Source organism: Rhizobium tibeticum, from assembly GCF_900110205.1.
GTDB classification, from domain to species: domain Bacteria; phylum Pseudomonadota; class Alphaproteobacteria; order Rhizobiales; family Rhizobiaceae; genus Rhizobium; species Rhizobium tibeticum.
On record NZ_FOCV01000032.1, the window covers coordinates 40013 to 56380 of the forward strand.

A 16368-nucleotide genomic window follows, 5' to 3' on the forward strand; every position below is an offset into this window, starting at 1 on the left:
CGCCCGCCCCGGCATTGTTTAAAGCCCGTTGTCCTTCATGATCTGTGCGGCGTTGTCCTTGGTGATTTTCATTGTGTTGAGGGTCACCGTCTTCTCGACCTTCTCACCGTTCAAAAACTTTATCGCCTGGCGCAGACCTTCGGCTCCGGGCGTCGCATAGAGGAAAGTGGCGCTAAGTTCGCCGTTGTTCACCCAGGTCACGCCTTCGCCAGGCAGACCGTCAATGCCTATGAATTTGATTTCCTTTTCCCGGCCTGCATCCTTAGCGGCGAGATAGGCGCCGTAAGCCATGGGATCGTTGTGCCCATACACCAGATCGATCTTTTCATTATTGCGCAGCGCCGTGGCCATGATGTTATAGGCTTGGTCCTGCTTCCAATCGCCCGACTGTTGATCCAACAGGTTCTTGATGCCGGGTTCCTTGTCCGTGAACTCATGGAAACCGTCATGCCGGTCATGCGCCGGCTGCGTTCCCATTCCTCCCCATATTTCCACGACGTTGCCCTGCGCTTTGCCTTTCCCACCCAGCAACTCGACAGCGTATTCCCCCGCCGCGCGGCCGATCAGTTTGTTGTCGCCGCCGACGAACTGATTGTATTTGTCCGTGTCGACATTGCGGTCGAGGACGAATACGGGAATTTTTGCATCGATCGCCTGCTGGACGACGCCGGTCAGCCCCGCTGATTCCTTTGGCGAGACGAGCAACGCGTCCACTTCCTGACGGATCAGGTTTTCGACATCGGCCACTTGCTTCTCGGTCTTGTCTCCGCCATCGGTGATAATCAGTTCGACTTCGGGGTGCTTGGCAGCTTCGGCGACGATGTCCTTGTTGAACTGCGCACGCCAGGGCTCGATCGTGGTCGCCTGAGAGAAGCCGATGCGCCACTTCTTGTCTTGGGCAAGGGCATCTCGCGAGGGAAGCAGGGCAGTTGTTGCGGCAAGCGCTGCGGCAAGAACGGCCAGTCTCATGATGTCGCGACGTTTCATTTTTCGTTTCCTCCCAATGTTAGAGACACAGTGTCTCTCGACGCCCGCTCCTCTGCGGACGCTTCCCGTTGCGCCGGACGGCGGCCCGACGGCCGCAGACGGGCGAAGATATCGCCGACATTCCGCTCCTGGACGAGCACTGTGCCGATGATGATGACGCCCTTCAGCACCAGCTGAAGATTGGAATTGATGTTGTGGAGTTGCAGGATGTTCGACAGAAGCCCGAAAATCAGCACACCGCAAAAAGTGCCCGCGAGGCTGCCCCTGCCGCCCATGAGGCTGGTGCCGCCGATGACGACGGCGGCGATCGCATCCAGCTCGAGCCCCGCGCCGGCATCCGGCTTTCCCTGCCGGTATTGCGCCACGTAGAGCACTGCTGCGACGCCGGCGAGCAGGCCCGAAATTGCATAGGTGACAATCTTGACGCGACCCGCATTAATGCCGGACAGCCTTGCGGCTTCTTCGTTGCCGCCGATTGCATAGACATAGCGACCGAAGGGGGTCAGCCGCAGAACGGCGCCGTAAACGATGATCGCGACAATGAAGAATATACCGGGCATTGGCACGATGCCGAACACAAGCTGCCTCAGCATGTCGAATTCCGCAGCCGCATTCGATCCAGTGTAAACCGGCAGCACGGCGTTGTTCTGTCCGGCCGTCAGCCGCGCGACGCCGAGCGCCGATACCATCATTGCCAGCGTGACGATAAAGGGCTGGAGGCGGCCCGCGACGATAATGAAACCATTGATCGCACCGAAGAGGAGACCGACGGCGGGTGCGACCAGAAGAACGCCGAGAACACCAAACTTCGTCTGTAACTGCGGCAAGAGGAATGTAAGCAGAAGCCCGCAAAGAAGGAGTCCGGCAGCGGCGGGCAGGACCGTGCCGCGCATGCGATCCAGCCGGATCTCTCGGTTGCTGATGCCTTCCTTCCGCGACTTTGCCAGGTTTACGAAGATGAACCGGACTACGACTGCGCCGACCAGCAATGCCGCAAACCCGACGGCAGGCAAACCGAGGAACACGGCAGGCGTCACGCCGGGTACGGTCAGCAGCATAGCGCAGACGACGCTGCAGATGGCCATCAGCGATCCGACCGAAAGGTCGATGCCGCCGGTGATGATGACTGCAGTCATCCCGGTCGCAATCAGTCCAGTCGTCGATACCTGCCGCAGAACGTCAAGAAGATTGCCTGAAGACAGGAAAATGTTCTTTCCCGAAGAGGTCACCGGCGACCAGAGGACTCCAATCAGGAAGATGGCAATTAGGCCCCAATAGAGCTTGGTTTGGGAGATCAGTTTCAGGACGCTCATGCGGCAGGCCTCCCGTGTCTTGCGCTGCGCGGCGCGGCAAGCTGCATTATCCGCTCCTCGCTTGCTTCCGCACGCGTAAGGAGTCCTGTCCGGCGGCCCTCGGCCATCACCAGGATACGGTCGGCAAGATGCAAAAGCTCCGGCATTTCCGAACTGACGACGACGATGGCAAGACCCTCCGCTGCGAGCTTGAAGATGAGATCGTAGATTTCGCGTTTCGCCCCGACGTCAATCCCGCGCGTCGGCTCGTCGAGAAGCAGGATACGGGGCCTGGTGGCCAGCCACTTTGCGATGACCACCTTCTGCTGGTTTCCACCGGACAGCGTAGCCGCCGGCTGATTGATCCCACCACAACGCACGCCGAGCGTTTCGACAGCTCTGCGAGCCAGCGCAGCTTCCGCGTTGAACGCGCGAATGCCGAAGCGTGCGATCCGGCCCACCAGAGGCAGTGCGATATTATCCGCTATCGAATCGCGAAGATGCAGCCCTTGGGTCTTGCGGTCCTCGGTCACGAGCGCCATGCCGAGCCGGCGCGCATCAAGCGGGGAACGAACATCGACAGGCCTTCCACCTATCCGGATCTCACCGCCGCGACGCCCGTCGCTGGACCCGAAGATCGTCTCAAGGATTTCGGTTCGGCCTGCACCGAGCAGCCCACCGATGCCGAGAATCTCTCCCGCGCTCACCTCGAAACTCACGCCCTTCAGTACATTGCGCCACCCATGTCGCTCAGCGACGGAAAGAGACAGTCCGTCAACGGAAAGAACGGGGAACTCGCCAGGGTGGTGATCACCACGCGTCGCTTCCAGGAGATTACGGCCGACCATAGCCGCGATGACGGTGTCTTCTTCCAGCTCGCCTATCGATTTGGTCCAGACATGGCGGCCGTCGCGAAATACCGTGACGCGGTCGCTAAGATGCATGACCTCGTCGATCCGATGAGAAATATAGACGATGCCCACGCCGCCGGCGGCCAGCTGCCGCATGATCTTAAATAGCCGCTCGCATTCGCCAGGCGAAAGCGCCGATGTTGGCTCATCCATGATAAGGATGCGAGCTTCGATCGAAAGCGCTTTGGCGATCTCGACCAGTTGCTGTTCGCCCACCCGCAAAGACGAGACCCGCCGCTCCGGGTCGAGCTCAATGCCGAGGCGCCGCAGCAGGAGCCGTGCTGCCTCCAGGCTCGCCTTGCGGTCCACGAACAGGCCGGCGATCAGCCGCTCCCTGCCGAGAAAGATATTGTCAGCGACGCTGAGGTCCGGAACGAGATTTAGTTCCTGATGGATGATCGCGATGCCGGCGGCTTTCGCGTCCCTAACACTTGTGAACCGGACAGGGGCATCATTGATGCGAACAATACCGTCGTAGTCTTGATACACGCCCGAAAGGATCTTCATCAGCGTCGACTTGCCGGCGCCATTTTCGCCCATCAGCGCGTGAATCTCGCCGAGTCTGAGTTCGAAACGGACGTCCTTGAGAGCGCTGATGGCGCCGAAGGTCTTGGAAATGGATTCCGCCGCCAGCACCGCAGGTTGGGCTGCAGCGCTGACATCATCCGAAAAGAATGGCTTCGAACTATCATCGCGCATGACGTTGGCAGCCTCCCTGCGCCCACATCCGACGATTTATTCTTATCGAAACCGATCTTATTCGAAACGTTTAGATTGTGTCAATAAGCCGAAAATGCAGGCTTCAACCCCAATATTGCGCAACTCCGCTTCGTGAAATACACTCCATCGAGCCACATCTTGAAACGTTTCGGTGAAGAAATGCAGCAGCGGCGCAAAAGCACCAGAAAATCGCCGACCATGTTGGATGTTGCGCAGTCGGCTAAAGTTTCGGTCGCGACGGTCTCGGCAGTCGTCAACGGGTCGACGCCCGTAAGCCCCGAGCTTCGAAGCCGCATCGAGACGGCAATCCAGCAGATCGGTTACAAGCGCAACACGATCGCCCGCAGCCTCAAGATTGGAACGACACGGACGATCGGACTGATGGTCGCCGATATCACCAACCCCTTCTTCACCGATGTCGTCTCTGTCATCCAGGATGTCCTGCACCGCGCCGGTTATGCGGTAATGCTTTGCTGCAACGACGAGGATATTAATCTTCAGGACGAACAGATTGAGCTGCTTCTCGACCGTATGGTCGATGGGCTGATCATCGCGCCGGCGGGCGAGGATGCCCATCTGAAGCGAATTCTTGCGAGCGCCAGCGTGCCAACCGTTCTGATCGATCGGCTCTGCGACGGGATCGAGACCGATGCGGTCATTCTCGACAACCGCCGCGCCGTTCTGGACGCCACTGCTTACATGCTGAGCCTTGGGCATCGCCGTATCGGCTATATCTCGGGATCTCTGGAGACATCCACCGGTCGCGAACGCCTTGCTGGTTACCGCGCCGCACTCGACGCAGCGGCTCTGCCCTTCGATGAGAAACTTGTGCAAATAGGCAATTTTCGGGAGAAGGATGCTTACAAGGCGGCGATGCAACTTCTCACCAGCGCCGGTCGTCCGTCCGCTATCTTTTCGGCAAACAACTTGATGGTCATCGGTGTGATGAAGGCCATTCGCGACATTGGGCTCAGGTGCCCGGACGATATCTCCGTCGTCAGTTTCGACGACTTTCCTTGGGCCGACGTTTTCCAGCCTCATCTGACAACTATCGCTCAACCAGTGCAGACCATCGGCGAACAGGCGGCACAACTGATCATCGACCGGCTCTCGGGAAGAGGAATGGAACCGCCACGTCGCCTCATGCTTCAGGGGCGCCTGATAATCCGAGATTCCTGCCGGCCGTTTCCGCTGACTGCGCCTCACGCTACGGCATGATCCCGGATCGAGGTGGCTTACTGAACAGAGTGCTTGCGGCAGGGAAGCCGAAGTCGATCACGAATAGAAGTTGATTGCAGCAAGAGCGCTGGCCAGTCTCCAACTCGGAGATTCCCATCTGCAGCCGATATTCCTGTGAGCTGCCCGCTAGGGCACTCAATGGTCACCGGTCATGCATGCCGTGTGGTCTTCCAAAAACCCCTAGCGAGTTGATGCGCCACGTCCAAGATCAGTTTTTTATGACCGGCACGAAGCGACGGTTGCCCTGATCATCCTTCGGCTGTCGGCTCCGCCGGTTCTGAGGCCGCGCCGGAATTCCTGCAGCAACTGAGTGTCGGCTTGTCGGTGCTCCTCATCGTAGCCTATGGGCTGCTGGGCCTGCTCTTTTCGCTGAGAACCCACCGCGAACTGTTCGGTGCCACGGAGGAAGTCGAGGAGGAGCACGCACCTTGGCCGCTCAAAGTGGCCCTCGCCACGCTTGCCGGAGTGACCGTCCTGGTAGGGCTCGTCAGCGAAATATTCGTCGAATTTGTCCAGGCGGCTGCCGAGACGTTCGGGATGACCCCGGCATTCGTCGGCTTTATCGTCGTTGCGCTGGTCGGCGGAGCCGCGGAGATGGCCTCCGCCTTTTCGGCGGCCCGCAAGAACAGGCTCGGTAGCGCCGCGCAGATCGCGCTCTTCGTCGCTCCGGCCCTCGTGCTTCTCAGCTATGTGATCGGTCCTACCCCGATGAATCTGCAATTCTGGCCAGGGGTGGTCGTCATGATAATAATTGCCATGATGACTGCGATCATCGTTACAAATAGCGGCCGATCGACGCGGTTTGTCGGCGTGCTGATGCTGATGGTCTACCTGATCCTCGCCATGACACTGTATTTGTTGCCTCCACATAGCCAGTAACCAGGAGTTGCCCCCTCGCGTCAGCCGTCAAAGGAGAAGGCCAGGTGAGATGCATTCGAGTGCCGCTTGCGCATCGGGTACCCAATGACCGTCACCAACTCAGGCAACGGCAGGGACACGCAGCTGAGCTGGAAGTCATCGTCTGTCCGCCCCTTATCCCAAGTCGCTCGGGTTGCCATGCATAGCTGCCATTCGGCATTTGCGCTTGGCCTCCAACCGATATCCGCATAATACTCCCCGCAAAGAGGATCGAGCCGACCCTGCGTGTGATGCCCTGTTGGCCTTAAAAGGAGACGTGATGCAAAACATGGCAATTGCGGACAACCATATGGAGTCCGTAGAGAGTGGCAGCAAAACCATTGCTGTTCGGGTCGGTTACTGCTCAATCAAACCAGGGCCGCTTGAGATCAAGTCTGCCAGTGGTTTCTGGGGAGCATCGAAAGTGCATGTCATTGCAGTCGAACGGAAGTCCATATCGAGTCTGAGCTCGGTCGAACTTGTCCAGAGCGGGTTTCCCAGCGCCGATGCAATGGTTGAAAATCTTCGTCCGGCCCATCCCTGCATATCGACAGAATCCGAAGTTACCGTCATCAGCTGGAAGTCTGCATAAAGGCGCTTGGCTGAGGGGGCTTCCTGAGGTAACGCGACATTATCCGCCATCGAGCTGGCCTGTTTTCGCGGACCCTTCCGATACACTCAATTCTGTCGGAAATCTCTGGAGGCGAGTGGCCGAGATGGCACCGCGGGTCCGGTCAGAATTTCGACTGTTATGCTCTGGTTTGATCACGTCCTTGTCTATTTGATGTGCCGAAGGATGGCTGCGACGCTATCGAAGAATCCGGGATTATGTCGCAGATGCTACAACGCGCCTATTCGGGTATAACCAGGCATATAGTCTGGTGCGGATTTTGGAGATAATCCGGTATAATTGGGCACGTAAACGCCCGCGATTCCAAGCACATGCCGGGCCGCAAGACCGATATCAGCGATGCCCAATGGCTGCAGCGTTTGAATGAATATGGGTAGCTCAGAACCAGCTTCCGACTGTCAGGCGAAGTTGCAGTCATGCGCGCCTATCTGCGCCAGCGTGAACGCTGGCTGGATTACGCCGCCTCGCACTTTCGTGCAGAAGATGCGCCTGGACCGGCATTCGTCGTATCGGAAATCCAATCGCGCCGGATTGGGCGCAAAGATTGCAGCGCCGCTGGATCACGCGCATCTGCTTGTCTTCCGTCCAAGAGAGGCAAGCCCCGAGGCTTTGCAGAAACTCATCGATTCGGGCGGGACGGCCACCGGCATTGTCACGCTCTCGCAGATCGTGGCGTTCCTGTCGTTCCAGCTTCGCATCGTTGCCGGGCTTATCGCTTTAGGTGCAGCGGGCGAAGGCGGACAGTTTGGTGTCAGAAATTCCCGATATTCGGTAGATCCCATGAGAGGGTGGATAGCGATCATCACCATGGCAAATGTCACCAGCGACAGCTTCTGGCCTGAGCGGTCAAATGATAACTCGCAGTCAGGAATTGGCCCTGTTCAGCAGACCATCAGACGACCGGCTTTCGGAATTGAATGTAGCCCGAGCGTTCGGCAACTTTGTCATAAAGCGCAATCGCTGCTGCGTTGTCCGCTTGCGTTTGCCAATAAACGCGCGACGATCCAGCCGCCGCCGCCTCTGCACACACATGAGAGATCAGCGCTCGACCAATACCCCGCCCGCGCATCGTCGGTGCGACAAAAAGGTCCTGTAGATAACAGGCGTCGCTGAGGCTCCAGGTCGAAGGGTGGAAGACGTAGTGCACAAAGCCCACGGCGTCAGCGTCCACAACCGCCAGTGCACCGTGCACCCGTTCGCCTTCGTCTAATAGGCGGCACCACGTTCCATCATGGATAGCGATGTCAAGAACGCTGCCGTCGAACGCAAGATATTGCGTCCAGAGCGTACGCCATTGTGCTTCGTCGTCGCTTCGCAACTGGTGGATCATTGTGCTCCTCACTCCCGCAGCACAGCAGATACCTTGCGGGGGATGCACCTTGCAAGCCGTGTGCATTTCAAATCGCAAAGTCCGCACATCGCGCATTTTGACTGCTGTCGACCTTCGCAGACTTGAACGATATCGTTACGGCCAGTAGAGCCCCGCCGCAATGTTTGAAGCCTCATCGCGTCCTCTGTAGGTAGTCAGCCCGATCAAACGGGTCGGCCCCCGAACGTGGCCGTGAAACCGTTGAGCCAGATTTTCGAGCATAATGATCAAAGGAACTCTCCAGCACACCCGCGCCGCTCGATAGTCCCGGCAACCGTCGTTGAACGGTCTGAACCATCGCGGATGTTATCGTTCCTTCCAACCGGGCTATGCCGTCGCTGATCAGCTGTTCTTTGGGGGACGCACCACATTTTGCAAGCAGGGTGAGAGTGGTAGTTAATGCTGCCGCCGGTACCTCGAGAAGGAAACGATCAACCGGCTCGCACACGACTGTATGCGCAGATGATAGAGCGGTCGCCAGCACCAATGGCGTCAGCTTTCGAAAGTCGGCGGCGGTGCTGGAAGGGGAAGAATGCCGCGCGGCTGTCATGGCCACATGGCAATCGATTACCTGCCAGCCGTAGATGCCCGCTTTGAGCGTTTCAAAAACGGTTTCTTCGACCGCTCGGTAAAAACTCACCGGCATTTGACCGACATCCACTTCAAGCGCGAAACTGTTGCCCGCGCCTGCCGGCCGTGGATCGACACGCAACCCAATCGTCGCAAGAAATGGGTTTGGCTCCTTAAAAATGATCTCAAGCCCGCTCCCGGTACCGACCAGCCTTTCGGCGCAGATAGTCGTGCTTTCCTCAAACGTGACGTCGAGGGCGAAGTCGTTTTGCAATGTGGCCTGAATGATCTCCTTTTGCACCTCGCCATAGAGAGAGACGGACATCTCGCTGGCGTCGCCATTGATGCGCAGATTGATGAGCGGGTCTTGCTCTGAGAGTTGCTGAAGCGCCAACCAAAGTGCTTCAATGTCAGATGGTCGGCGTGGACGAATGCGGGTTTCAAGAGTGGGTGGCGCGAAATGAAAGCTACCGGTTGCGCTCCTGCCGGCTCCCACTTCATGCCCAATGCGGGCATTGGCAAGCCCGCCGATCTTGGCGATCTGACCCGCACTGACCTGATTGACCTTCTCCAGCCGACCCTCGCTGAAGACTTGCATGGTTGTCACCTTGGCCGCGCCGGCTGGCAGTTCGAGATAGTTGCGCACCGCAACCGTACCGGAGGTGAGATTGAGATATGCCAGTTTTTCTCCGCCCCATCCGCGTTCGATCTTGAATATTTTCCCTTCGACTGGTCCGAGAGGGTCGGGATTTCGGCCTGGCAGCAGGGTCTCGATAGCTGCAATCAGGTCCGGAATACCGATGCCGGTCATCGCGGTTCCACCAAAAGCCGGATGCAAAAGACCCTTGGCAACTTGGTCCGCAAGAGCTGCTCTAAGCCTCTCGATAGTCAGACTTTCGGGGGCCAAAATGAAATCATTGAGAAGAGTTTCATCCTCGGCAGCAAGGGCATCACAGAAAGCAGAGAAATGGGGCTCGTGCATTATATCGACAGTCTCCACCTTTGCCTCTCGGCTACCGGCATCCGTCACGGCGGACATGGCGACCGATCGAACCGACAATTGGCTGGCGGTATCCCCTACGATCTCTGAGTAACGCGCCCCAGGGCGGTCGATCTTGTTGATGAAGAAGACGAACGGAACACCGAGACGCCGCAGCGCCCGAACCAAGACTCGCGTCTGTGCCTGAACGCCCTCCACTGCCGAGACAACAACCACGGCAGCATCGAGTAGTTGAAGTATCCGCTCGACCTCGGCGATGAAATCCGGATGACCGGGCGTGTCGATGAGGTTTACAACGAGGTCGCCGAGAGTGAAGGAAACCACAGCGGCCGTAATCGTGATGCCACGTTGTCGTTCGAGTTCAAGGCTGTCTGTCTGAGTGTTACCGGCATCGACGCTGCCGAGCTTGTCGATTGTGCCGGTGTCAAAAAGCAGTCGTTCCGTGAGGCTAGTTTTGCCTGCATCCACATGGGCGAGGATGCCCAGATTTAATGTACGCATATCTCATCAACTTCTCAAAATTTCGGACTTGATTTTTTTGAGAAGTGACTCGGCGCATTGGGAGCTCCAGGTTGCTACTGTCGGATGCCGCGAACCTCGCCTTCCACGGAGCGCTCGTCAGTTGTAAACATGCCGCACCGGAACCGTCAAGCGCCCCAGTGGGGCGAAATTAATGATCAAACGCTCTCGTGTATTCCCGACCGAGATCGAGGCCCTTATGGCTGTCACAACTCGTCTCCTCGCATACTTCAACGGGCATCTCGTTCGCGACGGTGAGACGGTCCACGCGAAGTCTCAAGCCGACGCACTATTTCCGTCCGTGCGACCGATCGTTCGAGCAAGGTCATTCAGGTGGAAGGGTTGGAGCATGAGCTTCACGTTTGCCGTCGGTGACATACACGGATGCCTCAGGCAACTGGAGGCAATGCTTCGCTGGATCGAACCCTATGGGCGCGGGACTGTCATTTTCCTCGGAGACTATGTCGACCGGGGACCTAATAGCCGGGGCGTTGTGGAAAGGCTGATTGCCGGCCCGAAGTCGCTGGAGTGGAAATGGATCGCGCTTAAGGGTAAATCACGAAGACATGATGGTCGGCGCGATGGCGGGCCGCTACGAAGAGTCCTGGTGGCTTGCAAACGGTGGCATCGAGACGGTTGAGTCCTACGGCGGGCTCATTCCGCAGGCTCATTTAGACTGCCGATAGCCTGCTCCTCATCCTGAACGTGTGCGGCCGCTGCAAAAAAAGCTGAGTGGAGAACTTATAAGTGGAGGGATGCAATCGGCGCAGAGCAGGGGCTGCCACCTGGGCAGGGGATCAACTGTCGCTGCGTGGCCTGCGGGGTCGTCGAGTTTTGAGGAGCTCTTCGAGTTCGTCGGTTGTTATGCGCTCATCCTCGACGACAATCACCTCTGTCGTCTCGAATGCGTGTTTGAGCTTACGAACTTCAAGCGACAGGGCCTCGATCTTGAGGCTTTGCTCAAGGATCAACTGCCGCAGCGCTCTGAAATGTTCGTCGGTCATGACAAATGTTGTGACGGATCAGGGAAGGATTGGCAATGCTCATAGGTTGAACGAATGCGGCGCTCTACTTCGGTTGTTCGATCGCCTCATCATAAGAGGGTAGGATGTATTTTATTGCCGTTTCGCCCAGCGGGTTGTAATTTAGCGAGTGCTAATCTGGTGGGCCCAACATGGGAAAGATTCTTTCGAGCATTGGCGCAGTAGCGTTCTTGCTATCGGCTGTGGACGCTTATTCAGTAGACCTCCCGGCAGGTGCCAAGAAGGTCACTATGGAAGAGTTCAAAGCGTTTGCTGATGGCAAGCATGTGAAGGTGGAAATTTTCGATCTGGAAAAGCCCGTGAGCGCTGATCTAGTGTGGAGTTGGAAGAAGGGCACCATCACGGGTAAGGCCAACGTAGATGGTAAAATGATGGACGTGAAAACCAAACTCACGTTCAAGGGTGATAAAGCTTGTTCCAACGGCAAGGGCGAAAAGCCAAATTGCCACTTTATCTATATCGACGGCGACAAGTTCTACGAGGTTCGAGATGATATGCAAGTACATGCAGTCTCGACTGTCGGGTGAGGTTCGGGGGTCTGATCCACCACTCGCGGCCGCGGCTCGATCTTAGGCCCGCATTCGGGGGTTCCTTTGGCGGTTCATCGAGGTTGATGCTTTGAAAGTGGGGGAAAATACTACGATGAGCTGTTGATGCGGCTGGAAATTGGTCCCAGGTAGACACCGTCGGTCATATCAAGTGACAGCAATGGGTTCACGAGCTGCCTCTGGTCGCATTTGCTACGCAACACCGGATGTTTTCGGGTGCTCCCCACAGCGCATATCCTCAAACGAAACTGCAATTTGCCGTATCGTAAGGCGACACACGACTGGCTCGGTCGGGAATGTGCCCTGGTTTCAGAAAAGCATTTCCACCACAGTGAACTCAGTGCTTCCGAATGTAGCAGGAAGCGTAGATGGGAGTTTGAGATGGATGACCGAGCCGTGCGCATGGCACTGGAACGCCATTGGGATGCTTCGGACGCGGGCGATTTCAAGGTCGAACATGACATATACGGCGAGGATGCCGTGCTTTATTATCCGCAATCGGGCGAGCGAATTCGCGGACGACACAACATTCAAGAGAGCCGCTTCGTGCAGCCGAACAAGAAGCATTTTACGGTGCGACGAATTATCGGCAGCGGCGATCTCTGGGTCACCGAATTCGTACTTACCTATGATGGCATACCATCTTACGCTGTGAGCATTATGGAATTGCGCGAGGGGCTGGTAGTCAACGAAACTCAATATTTCGCCGATCATTTTGACCCTGCACCGTCGCGTGCGCATCTCGTTGAGTGAGTAAATGAAATCACGTAATCATCCATCCACCGCAACGATCGCCATTGCTCCGGATGAGATTTCAGCAGGGCCGGGCATGTTTGTGGCGGTCGGCGAACACGAGGAACAGGCGCTCACCTTGATGCTGCTGCAGCAAGGCGGCAAAGCGGCGGGGACTCAGCGTGGTGAGTCCCTCAAACACCATATCGAGATCTTCCTTGGTAGGGAGTTCGTCGCGCGCTTCGAGGATCGCGCTCCCCCACGGCCGCGTGGGCACGCGGCCGGATTTGGCGTCTGCAAGGCCCAGACCCAGATCGCTGAAAAGGGACAGACCGCCGGTTTCGAGCGGCGCGTCCCGCTTCAGACGCGCCAGCCAGGTTTGGATATCGTTGCCATAGAGTCATACGACCGCACGACAGTGAGGGGCAGGTAGGGGACTGTAGCCCTGCAGGCCAAGGGTGCTTGTGCCCACATGCACCTGGTGGCCGTGATATACTGGAGCGAAAGCAGGCAGATCCGCCAGTCAAGCCGGGCCGTATGCGGCGCCATCAGGGCCCGCTATGCGCCTATCGCAAAGGTGGCGTGAAGTCTTGATGCTGTTCGCCAATCAGGGATGCGCCTATATCAGCGTCATCGAGGCAAACAAAGCGCCAAGGATTGGCAGCTGTGCTTCGAAAGCCCAGGAAAGGGGATTATCATGAACGTAGCACGCTCTTTCAACAATTGGCGCAAGTACCGTCAGACGGTCTCCGAACTTGGCCGCATGAGCTCCCGCGAGCTTTTCGATCTCGGCATCGAACGCGCGGACATCCGCAGCGTCGCCCGGGCAGCGATTGCTCGCTAAGGCGAGCGTCAAAGTTTCGACGTATCGAGCGTCTGTCAGACCTCTGGCAGACGCTCTTTTTTAGCACGGACTACCGTTCGAATGTGTCGGGAAGGCCTTTTGAGCCACCCACCAAACGCACTGCGCACACAGCCCCGTGAGCTTTTCCCGCCGATATCGAAAAGCATCGGCAACAACGCCCATCGCCTATGGTCTTTCCGGAGTTGCCCGCCCTTCGGCACCGAGCGCTCTGCTCTTCCGGCTGAGGCCGGATCTGCTGGATTTTGCACTCTGAGTGCCGGCTGTCTTTTGGTCTACCCGGTGGGTTCGTGACTGGAGTCAGGTTCGATCGGCAATGTGAAGACCAGTATGGCACCCTGCGGTTCGTTCTTTTGCGCCCATATCTTTCCTCCGTGAGACTCGACAATTGAACGACAAATGGCGAGCCCCATGCCCATTCCTTGCCGTTTCGTCGTGAAGAATGGCTCGAATATCCTGTCAGGGACTTCAATGCCCCGCCCGCGATCACTGATCTCGACCTGGATTGCATGCTCCATTCGGTGCACGCGCACCTTCAGGACTTTGTCGCTCATCATGGTGTCCATAGCGTCCACGGCGTTGCGAATGAGGTTGATCAGGACTTGCTGGATCTGTACGCGATCGAACGCGACAAGCGGAAGGTCGCTCGCAACCTCAACATCCATGTACACACTACGTCTTGACGCATCTTCGGCCATGAGGTCACGTGCCTCGCTAATGACCCTGCCGAGCGGCGCGAGATTTCTCGTTTCTTCGGAATGCTTGAACAGCGCACGGATGCGGCTCACGACCTCGACCGCAGAGTTGGCGCTCTGAAGGATGCGTTCCAGCGTCTTCTGTGCCCGCTCGATGTTTGGCGGTTCCGCCAAGAGCCAATGCCGGCAGGCGTCTGAACTGGACACCACGGCGGCCAGCGGTTGAGCGACCTCATGTGCGATCGATGCAGAAAGCTCAGCCAGACTGGCCGCTTGGCTTGCTCGTGCCAGATTGTCCTGCGCGACCCTCAGTTCCTCCCGCGACTGTACCTGATCGTCAACGTCAAGTGACACGCCGTACCATTGCGCAATCGTTCCGTCTCGATCGCGCAATGGCTCGCACCTGCCTTCCATCCAGCGATAGGAGCCATTTTTCTCACGCCGACGGTACCGCATTACGAAGGCTTCGCCCGTTTGGAGACAGGTCGCTGTGGTGCGCTGTACTTCAGGAATATCGTCGGGATGAACCAGCGCCTGCGCCACCCGTTCGAAATCTTCGGGGTTTGCGTCTGTCAGGCCCAGATAGTCCAAGTATCGTTTGCTGACGTAGGACATCTCGCCGGCAGGTGTCCAGCTCCAGATGTTGGCCGGTACGGCGTCGATGATCTGCTGAAGCTGTCGCTCGCTCTCTTGCAGCGCCTTCTGCGCGCGCACCTCGTCGTCGATGTCGACGCTCACACCGTACCACTGGATGATAACGCCGTCCCAATCTCGCATGGGCTCGGCGCGGGACTCGATCCAGCGATAGACCCCGTCCGCGCGACGCATGCGAGACCTCTGAAAAAAGCGCTCGCCGGTTTTGAGCGATGCGTTGAGCGCATCCCCCAAACCGGCTCTATCATCGGGATGGACGACGGTCTGTATGGTGGCCGCCAACCGGTTCATGCCCGGCTTTTCGCAATCAGTTACTCCCAGGCCGAGGAAATCGATCATGTGTTTGTTAAAGAAGATTGGCTCGCCGTCTGGAGCCAGTCGCCAAAGGAGGGCAGGGACCGTCTCGATGAGCTCCAGCAGGGAGCGCTCGCTTTGGCGCAATGTCAGCACGGCCAAATGGTGCTGCCGAGATATCGCGGCCACGATAAGCGCCGAAAATGCCGAGATGGCTAGAAAAAGCTGCAGCATTATTGCTTCTGGGACTCAGGATTGCCGGCAAATTGGCTGGCGCCGGATATTGTGAATACCGCCGTGATCAGAGCGAGGAGGGTCAAGGTGACGGCGGCGCCTTTGAACTCAAAGCGCACCGCGGCCCAAAGAAGAGGCGGCATGATGATGTAGGCGAAGGGCAGGTAACCGCTCAAGGAAAGGGTGGCGACGCCAAGAAAGATCAGCCCCAGGACGCATGCTTCCATCCATCGCGCGGCCGAGAGCTGGGCCTCACCGCGCCAATTCTGGAACACGACTAGCGCCAGTGGCGCTACGATCAAGACGCCGGTGGCGTCTCCGATCCACCATAGAGGCCAAGCCGCCGAAAAGGTTTGCGATTGCAAGCCAAACCACGCGAGTGTCCCACTTCCCACCGTCGCGCTTACGACTGGCGCAATTCCAGCACCCAGTACAACGAATGCAAGAACTTCCTGCAAGGTCTCCAGCCGAACGGGCCGCTTGCAGGTGCGGTTCACGAGCCATGCGCCGACCGCCGCTTCAAGAGCGTTGCCGACATAGATCAGGACGGCGGCAGGCAGTGGACTGTGAAACCACAAGACGTTGCTTGACAGTTCCGCCAGAAGGCCCGCCTGAATCCACCACGGCCAGCTGTACCTGGGGGCGAGGATAAGCGCAGCCATGAAAAGTCCGCCGGGAGGCCATACGGAAATACCCGTTCCAGGTACGATTGCGAGCAATTGAGCGAATCCGCAGCCCAAAACATAGGCCACAGTAAAGAGACCCAAGTGCAGGAATCGGGGGCGGTTCGACCAAACGTATATCATCAGATCTCCTGTCGGACATCGAATGCCTGGCAATCAGCGCTTCGAGCGATCAGCAAAACCTAGAGCAGGTACGCTCTCGGGCGCAAGCCATGGCTCTTCGCCCCGATCGGAAGCGGGGCGCCGCGTTCATTGCAAAAGCCAACCGCGCTTATTTTCGTTTGCGATGATTATCGGATGGGTCAGGCGAACTGTGGCGATAAGCCTGCTACCTTCGAGCTCCCAATGAACGAATGACGGCTTCCAGGATCGCCAAGCTGCACACCGAACGACCTTCATGAGGTCGATTCCGGCCGATCGGCGGAGACAGCGCCTACCGTGAATCGGTGTTCCAATAATGTACAGAGGCCCGCTACAAATTTCGTTTG

The 16368-nt window shown here is 57.7% G+C and carries 12 protein-coding genes and 4 pseudogenes; 9 read left to right on the forward strand and 7 right to left on the reverse strand.

Going from position 1 to position 16368, the window contains the following annotated elements; translation table 11 throughout:
• Positions 1-18: 18 nt before the first annotated feature.
• Genes BSG20_RS27005 through BSG20_RS27015 form a run of 3 tightly spaced genes read right to left on the reverse strand, consistent with a single transcriptional unit; the run spans position 19 to position 3889 of the window.
• The gene (locus tag BSG20_RS27005) at positions 19-987 is read right to left on the reverse strand and encodes a substrate-binding domain-containing protein (protein ID WP_072380140.1); all 969 of its coding nucleotides are present in this window, start codon (positions 985-987) and stop codon (positions 19-21) included.
• Positions 984-2300: an ABC transporter permease gene (locus BSG20_RS27010; protein WP_072380138.1), complete on the reverse strand. Its 1317-nt coding sequence runs from the start codon at positions 2298-2300 to the stop codon at positions 984-986. Before BSG20_RS27010 ends, BSG20_RS27005 begins: the two co-directional genes overlap by 4 nt.
• Positions 2297-3889: a sugar ABC transporter ATP-binding protein gene (locus tag BSG20_RS27015; RefSeq protein ID WP_072380136.1), complete on the reverse strand. Its 1593-nt coding sequence runs from the start codon at positions 3887-3889 to the stop codon at positions 2297-2299. The genes BSG20_RS27010 and BSG20_RS27015 overlap by 4 nt, the downstream gene beginning before the upstream one ends.
• Before the next feature lie 219 nt (positions 3890-4108).
• On the opposite strand from BSG20_RS27015, the gene BSG20_RS27020 reads away from it, so the two are divergent.
• The 4 genes and pseudogenes from BSG20_RS27020 to BSG20_RS39185 all read left to right on the forward strand — a co-directional run.
• A complete protein-coding gene (locus tag BSG20_RS27020; protein WP_072380198.1) occupies positions 4109-5128 on the forward strand; it encodes a LacI family DNA-binding transcriptional regulator in 1020 nt (339 codons plus the stop codon).
• Positions 5129-5401: 273 nt separating this feature from the next.
• A pseudogene (locus BSG20_RS27025) lies at positions 5402-6028 on the forward strand (calcium:cation antiporter); the annotation flags it as partial.
• Between the two features lie 298 nt (positions 6029-6326).
• Positions 6327-6638 carry an ASCH domain-containing protein gene (locus BSG20_RS27030; protein ID WP_072380134.1) on the forward strand — a complete coding sequence of 104 codons (312 nt, stop codon included), beginning with the start codon at positions 6327-6329 and terminating at the stop codon, positions 6636-6638.
• A gap of 326 nt (positions 6639-6964) precedes the next feature.
• A pseudogene (locus BSG20_RS39185) lies at positions 6965-7153 on the forward strand (IS110 family transposase); the annotation flags it as partial.
• A 416-nt stretch (positions 7154-7569) separates the two neighbouring features.
• On the opposite strand, the gene BSG20_RS27045 reads toward BSG20_RS39185, so the two are convergent.
• Both BSG20_RS27045 and BSG20_RS27050 read right to left on the reverse strand, forming a co-directional pair.
• Positions 7570-8007: a GNAT family N-acetyltransferase gene (locus BSG20_RS27045; RefSeq protein WP_072380132.1), complete on the reverse strand. Its 438-nt coding sequence runs from the start codon at positions 8005-8007 to the stop codon at positions 7570-7572.
• A 172-nt stretch (positions 8008-8179) separates the two neighbouring features.
• Entirely contained in the window at positions 8180-10117 is a 1938-nt protein-coding gene (locus BSG20_RS27050) for a GTP-binding protein (protein WP_072380130.1), read from the reverse strand.
• Between the two features lie 367 nt (positions 10118-10484).
• On the opposite strand from BSG20_RS27050, the pseudogene BSG20_RS27055 reads away from it, so the two are divergent.
• Positions 10485-10809, forward strand: a pseudogene (locus BSG20_RS27055) (metallophosphoesterase family protein); the annotation flags it as partial.
• 123 nt (positions 10810-10932) lie between these two features.
• On the opposite strand, the gene BSG20_RS27060 reads toward BSG20_RS27055, so the two are convergent.
• On the reverse strand, positions 10933-11139 hold the full coding sequence (locus tag BSG20_RS27060) for a hypothetical protein (protein ID WP_072380126.1): 207 nt from the start codon (positions 11137-11139) through the stop codon (positions 10933-10935).
• A gap of 170 nt (positions 11140-11309) precedes the next feature.
• Between BSG20_RS27060 and BSG20_RS27065 the strand changes: the two genes are divergently transcribed.
• The 4 genes from BSG20_RS27065 (at position 11310) to BSG20_RS27080 (ending at position 13302) form a co-directional block, all read left to right on the forward strand.
• A complete protein-coding gene (locus BSG20_RS27065) occupies positions 11310-11705 on the forward strand; it encodes a hypothetical protein (protein ID WP_072380124.1) in 396 nt (131 codons plus the stop codon).
• A 402-nt stretch (positions 11706-12107) separates the two neighbouring features.
• Positions 12108-12479: a nuclear transport factor 2 family protein gene (locus BSG20_RS27070; RefSeq protein ID WP_072380122.1), complete on the forward strand. Its 372-nt coding sequence runs from the start codon at positions 12108-12110 to the stop codon at positions 12477-12479.
• 4 nt (positions 12480-12483) lie between these two features.
• Entirely contained in the window at positions 12484-12891 is a 408-nt protein-coding gene (locus BSG20_RS39190) for a hypothetical protein (protein ID WP_438646487.1), read from the forward strand.
• Positions 12892-13155: 264 nt separating this feature from the next.
• Complete coding sequence (locus BSG20_RS27080; protein WP_065814348.1) at positions 13156-13302, forward strand: DUF1127 domain-containing protein; 147 nt, start codon at positions 13156-13158, stop codon at positions 13300-13302.
• A 293-nt stretch (positions 13303-13595) separates the two neighbouring features.
• Here the strand turns inward: BSG20_RS27080 and BSG20_RS27085 are convergent.
• Positions 13596-16003: pseudogene (locus tag BSG20_RS27085) on the reverse strand (MASE1 domain-containing protein).
• Positions 16004-16368 lie beyond the last annotated feature (365 nt).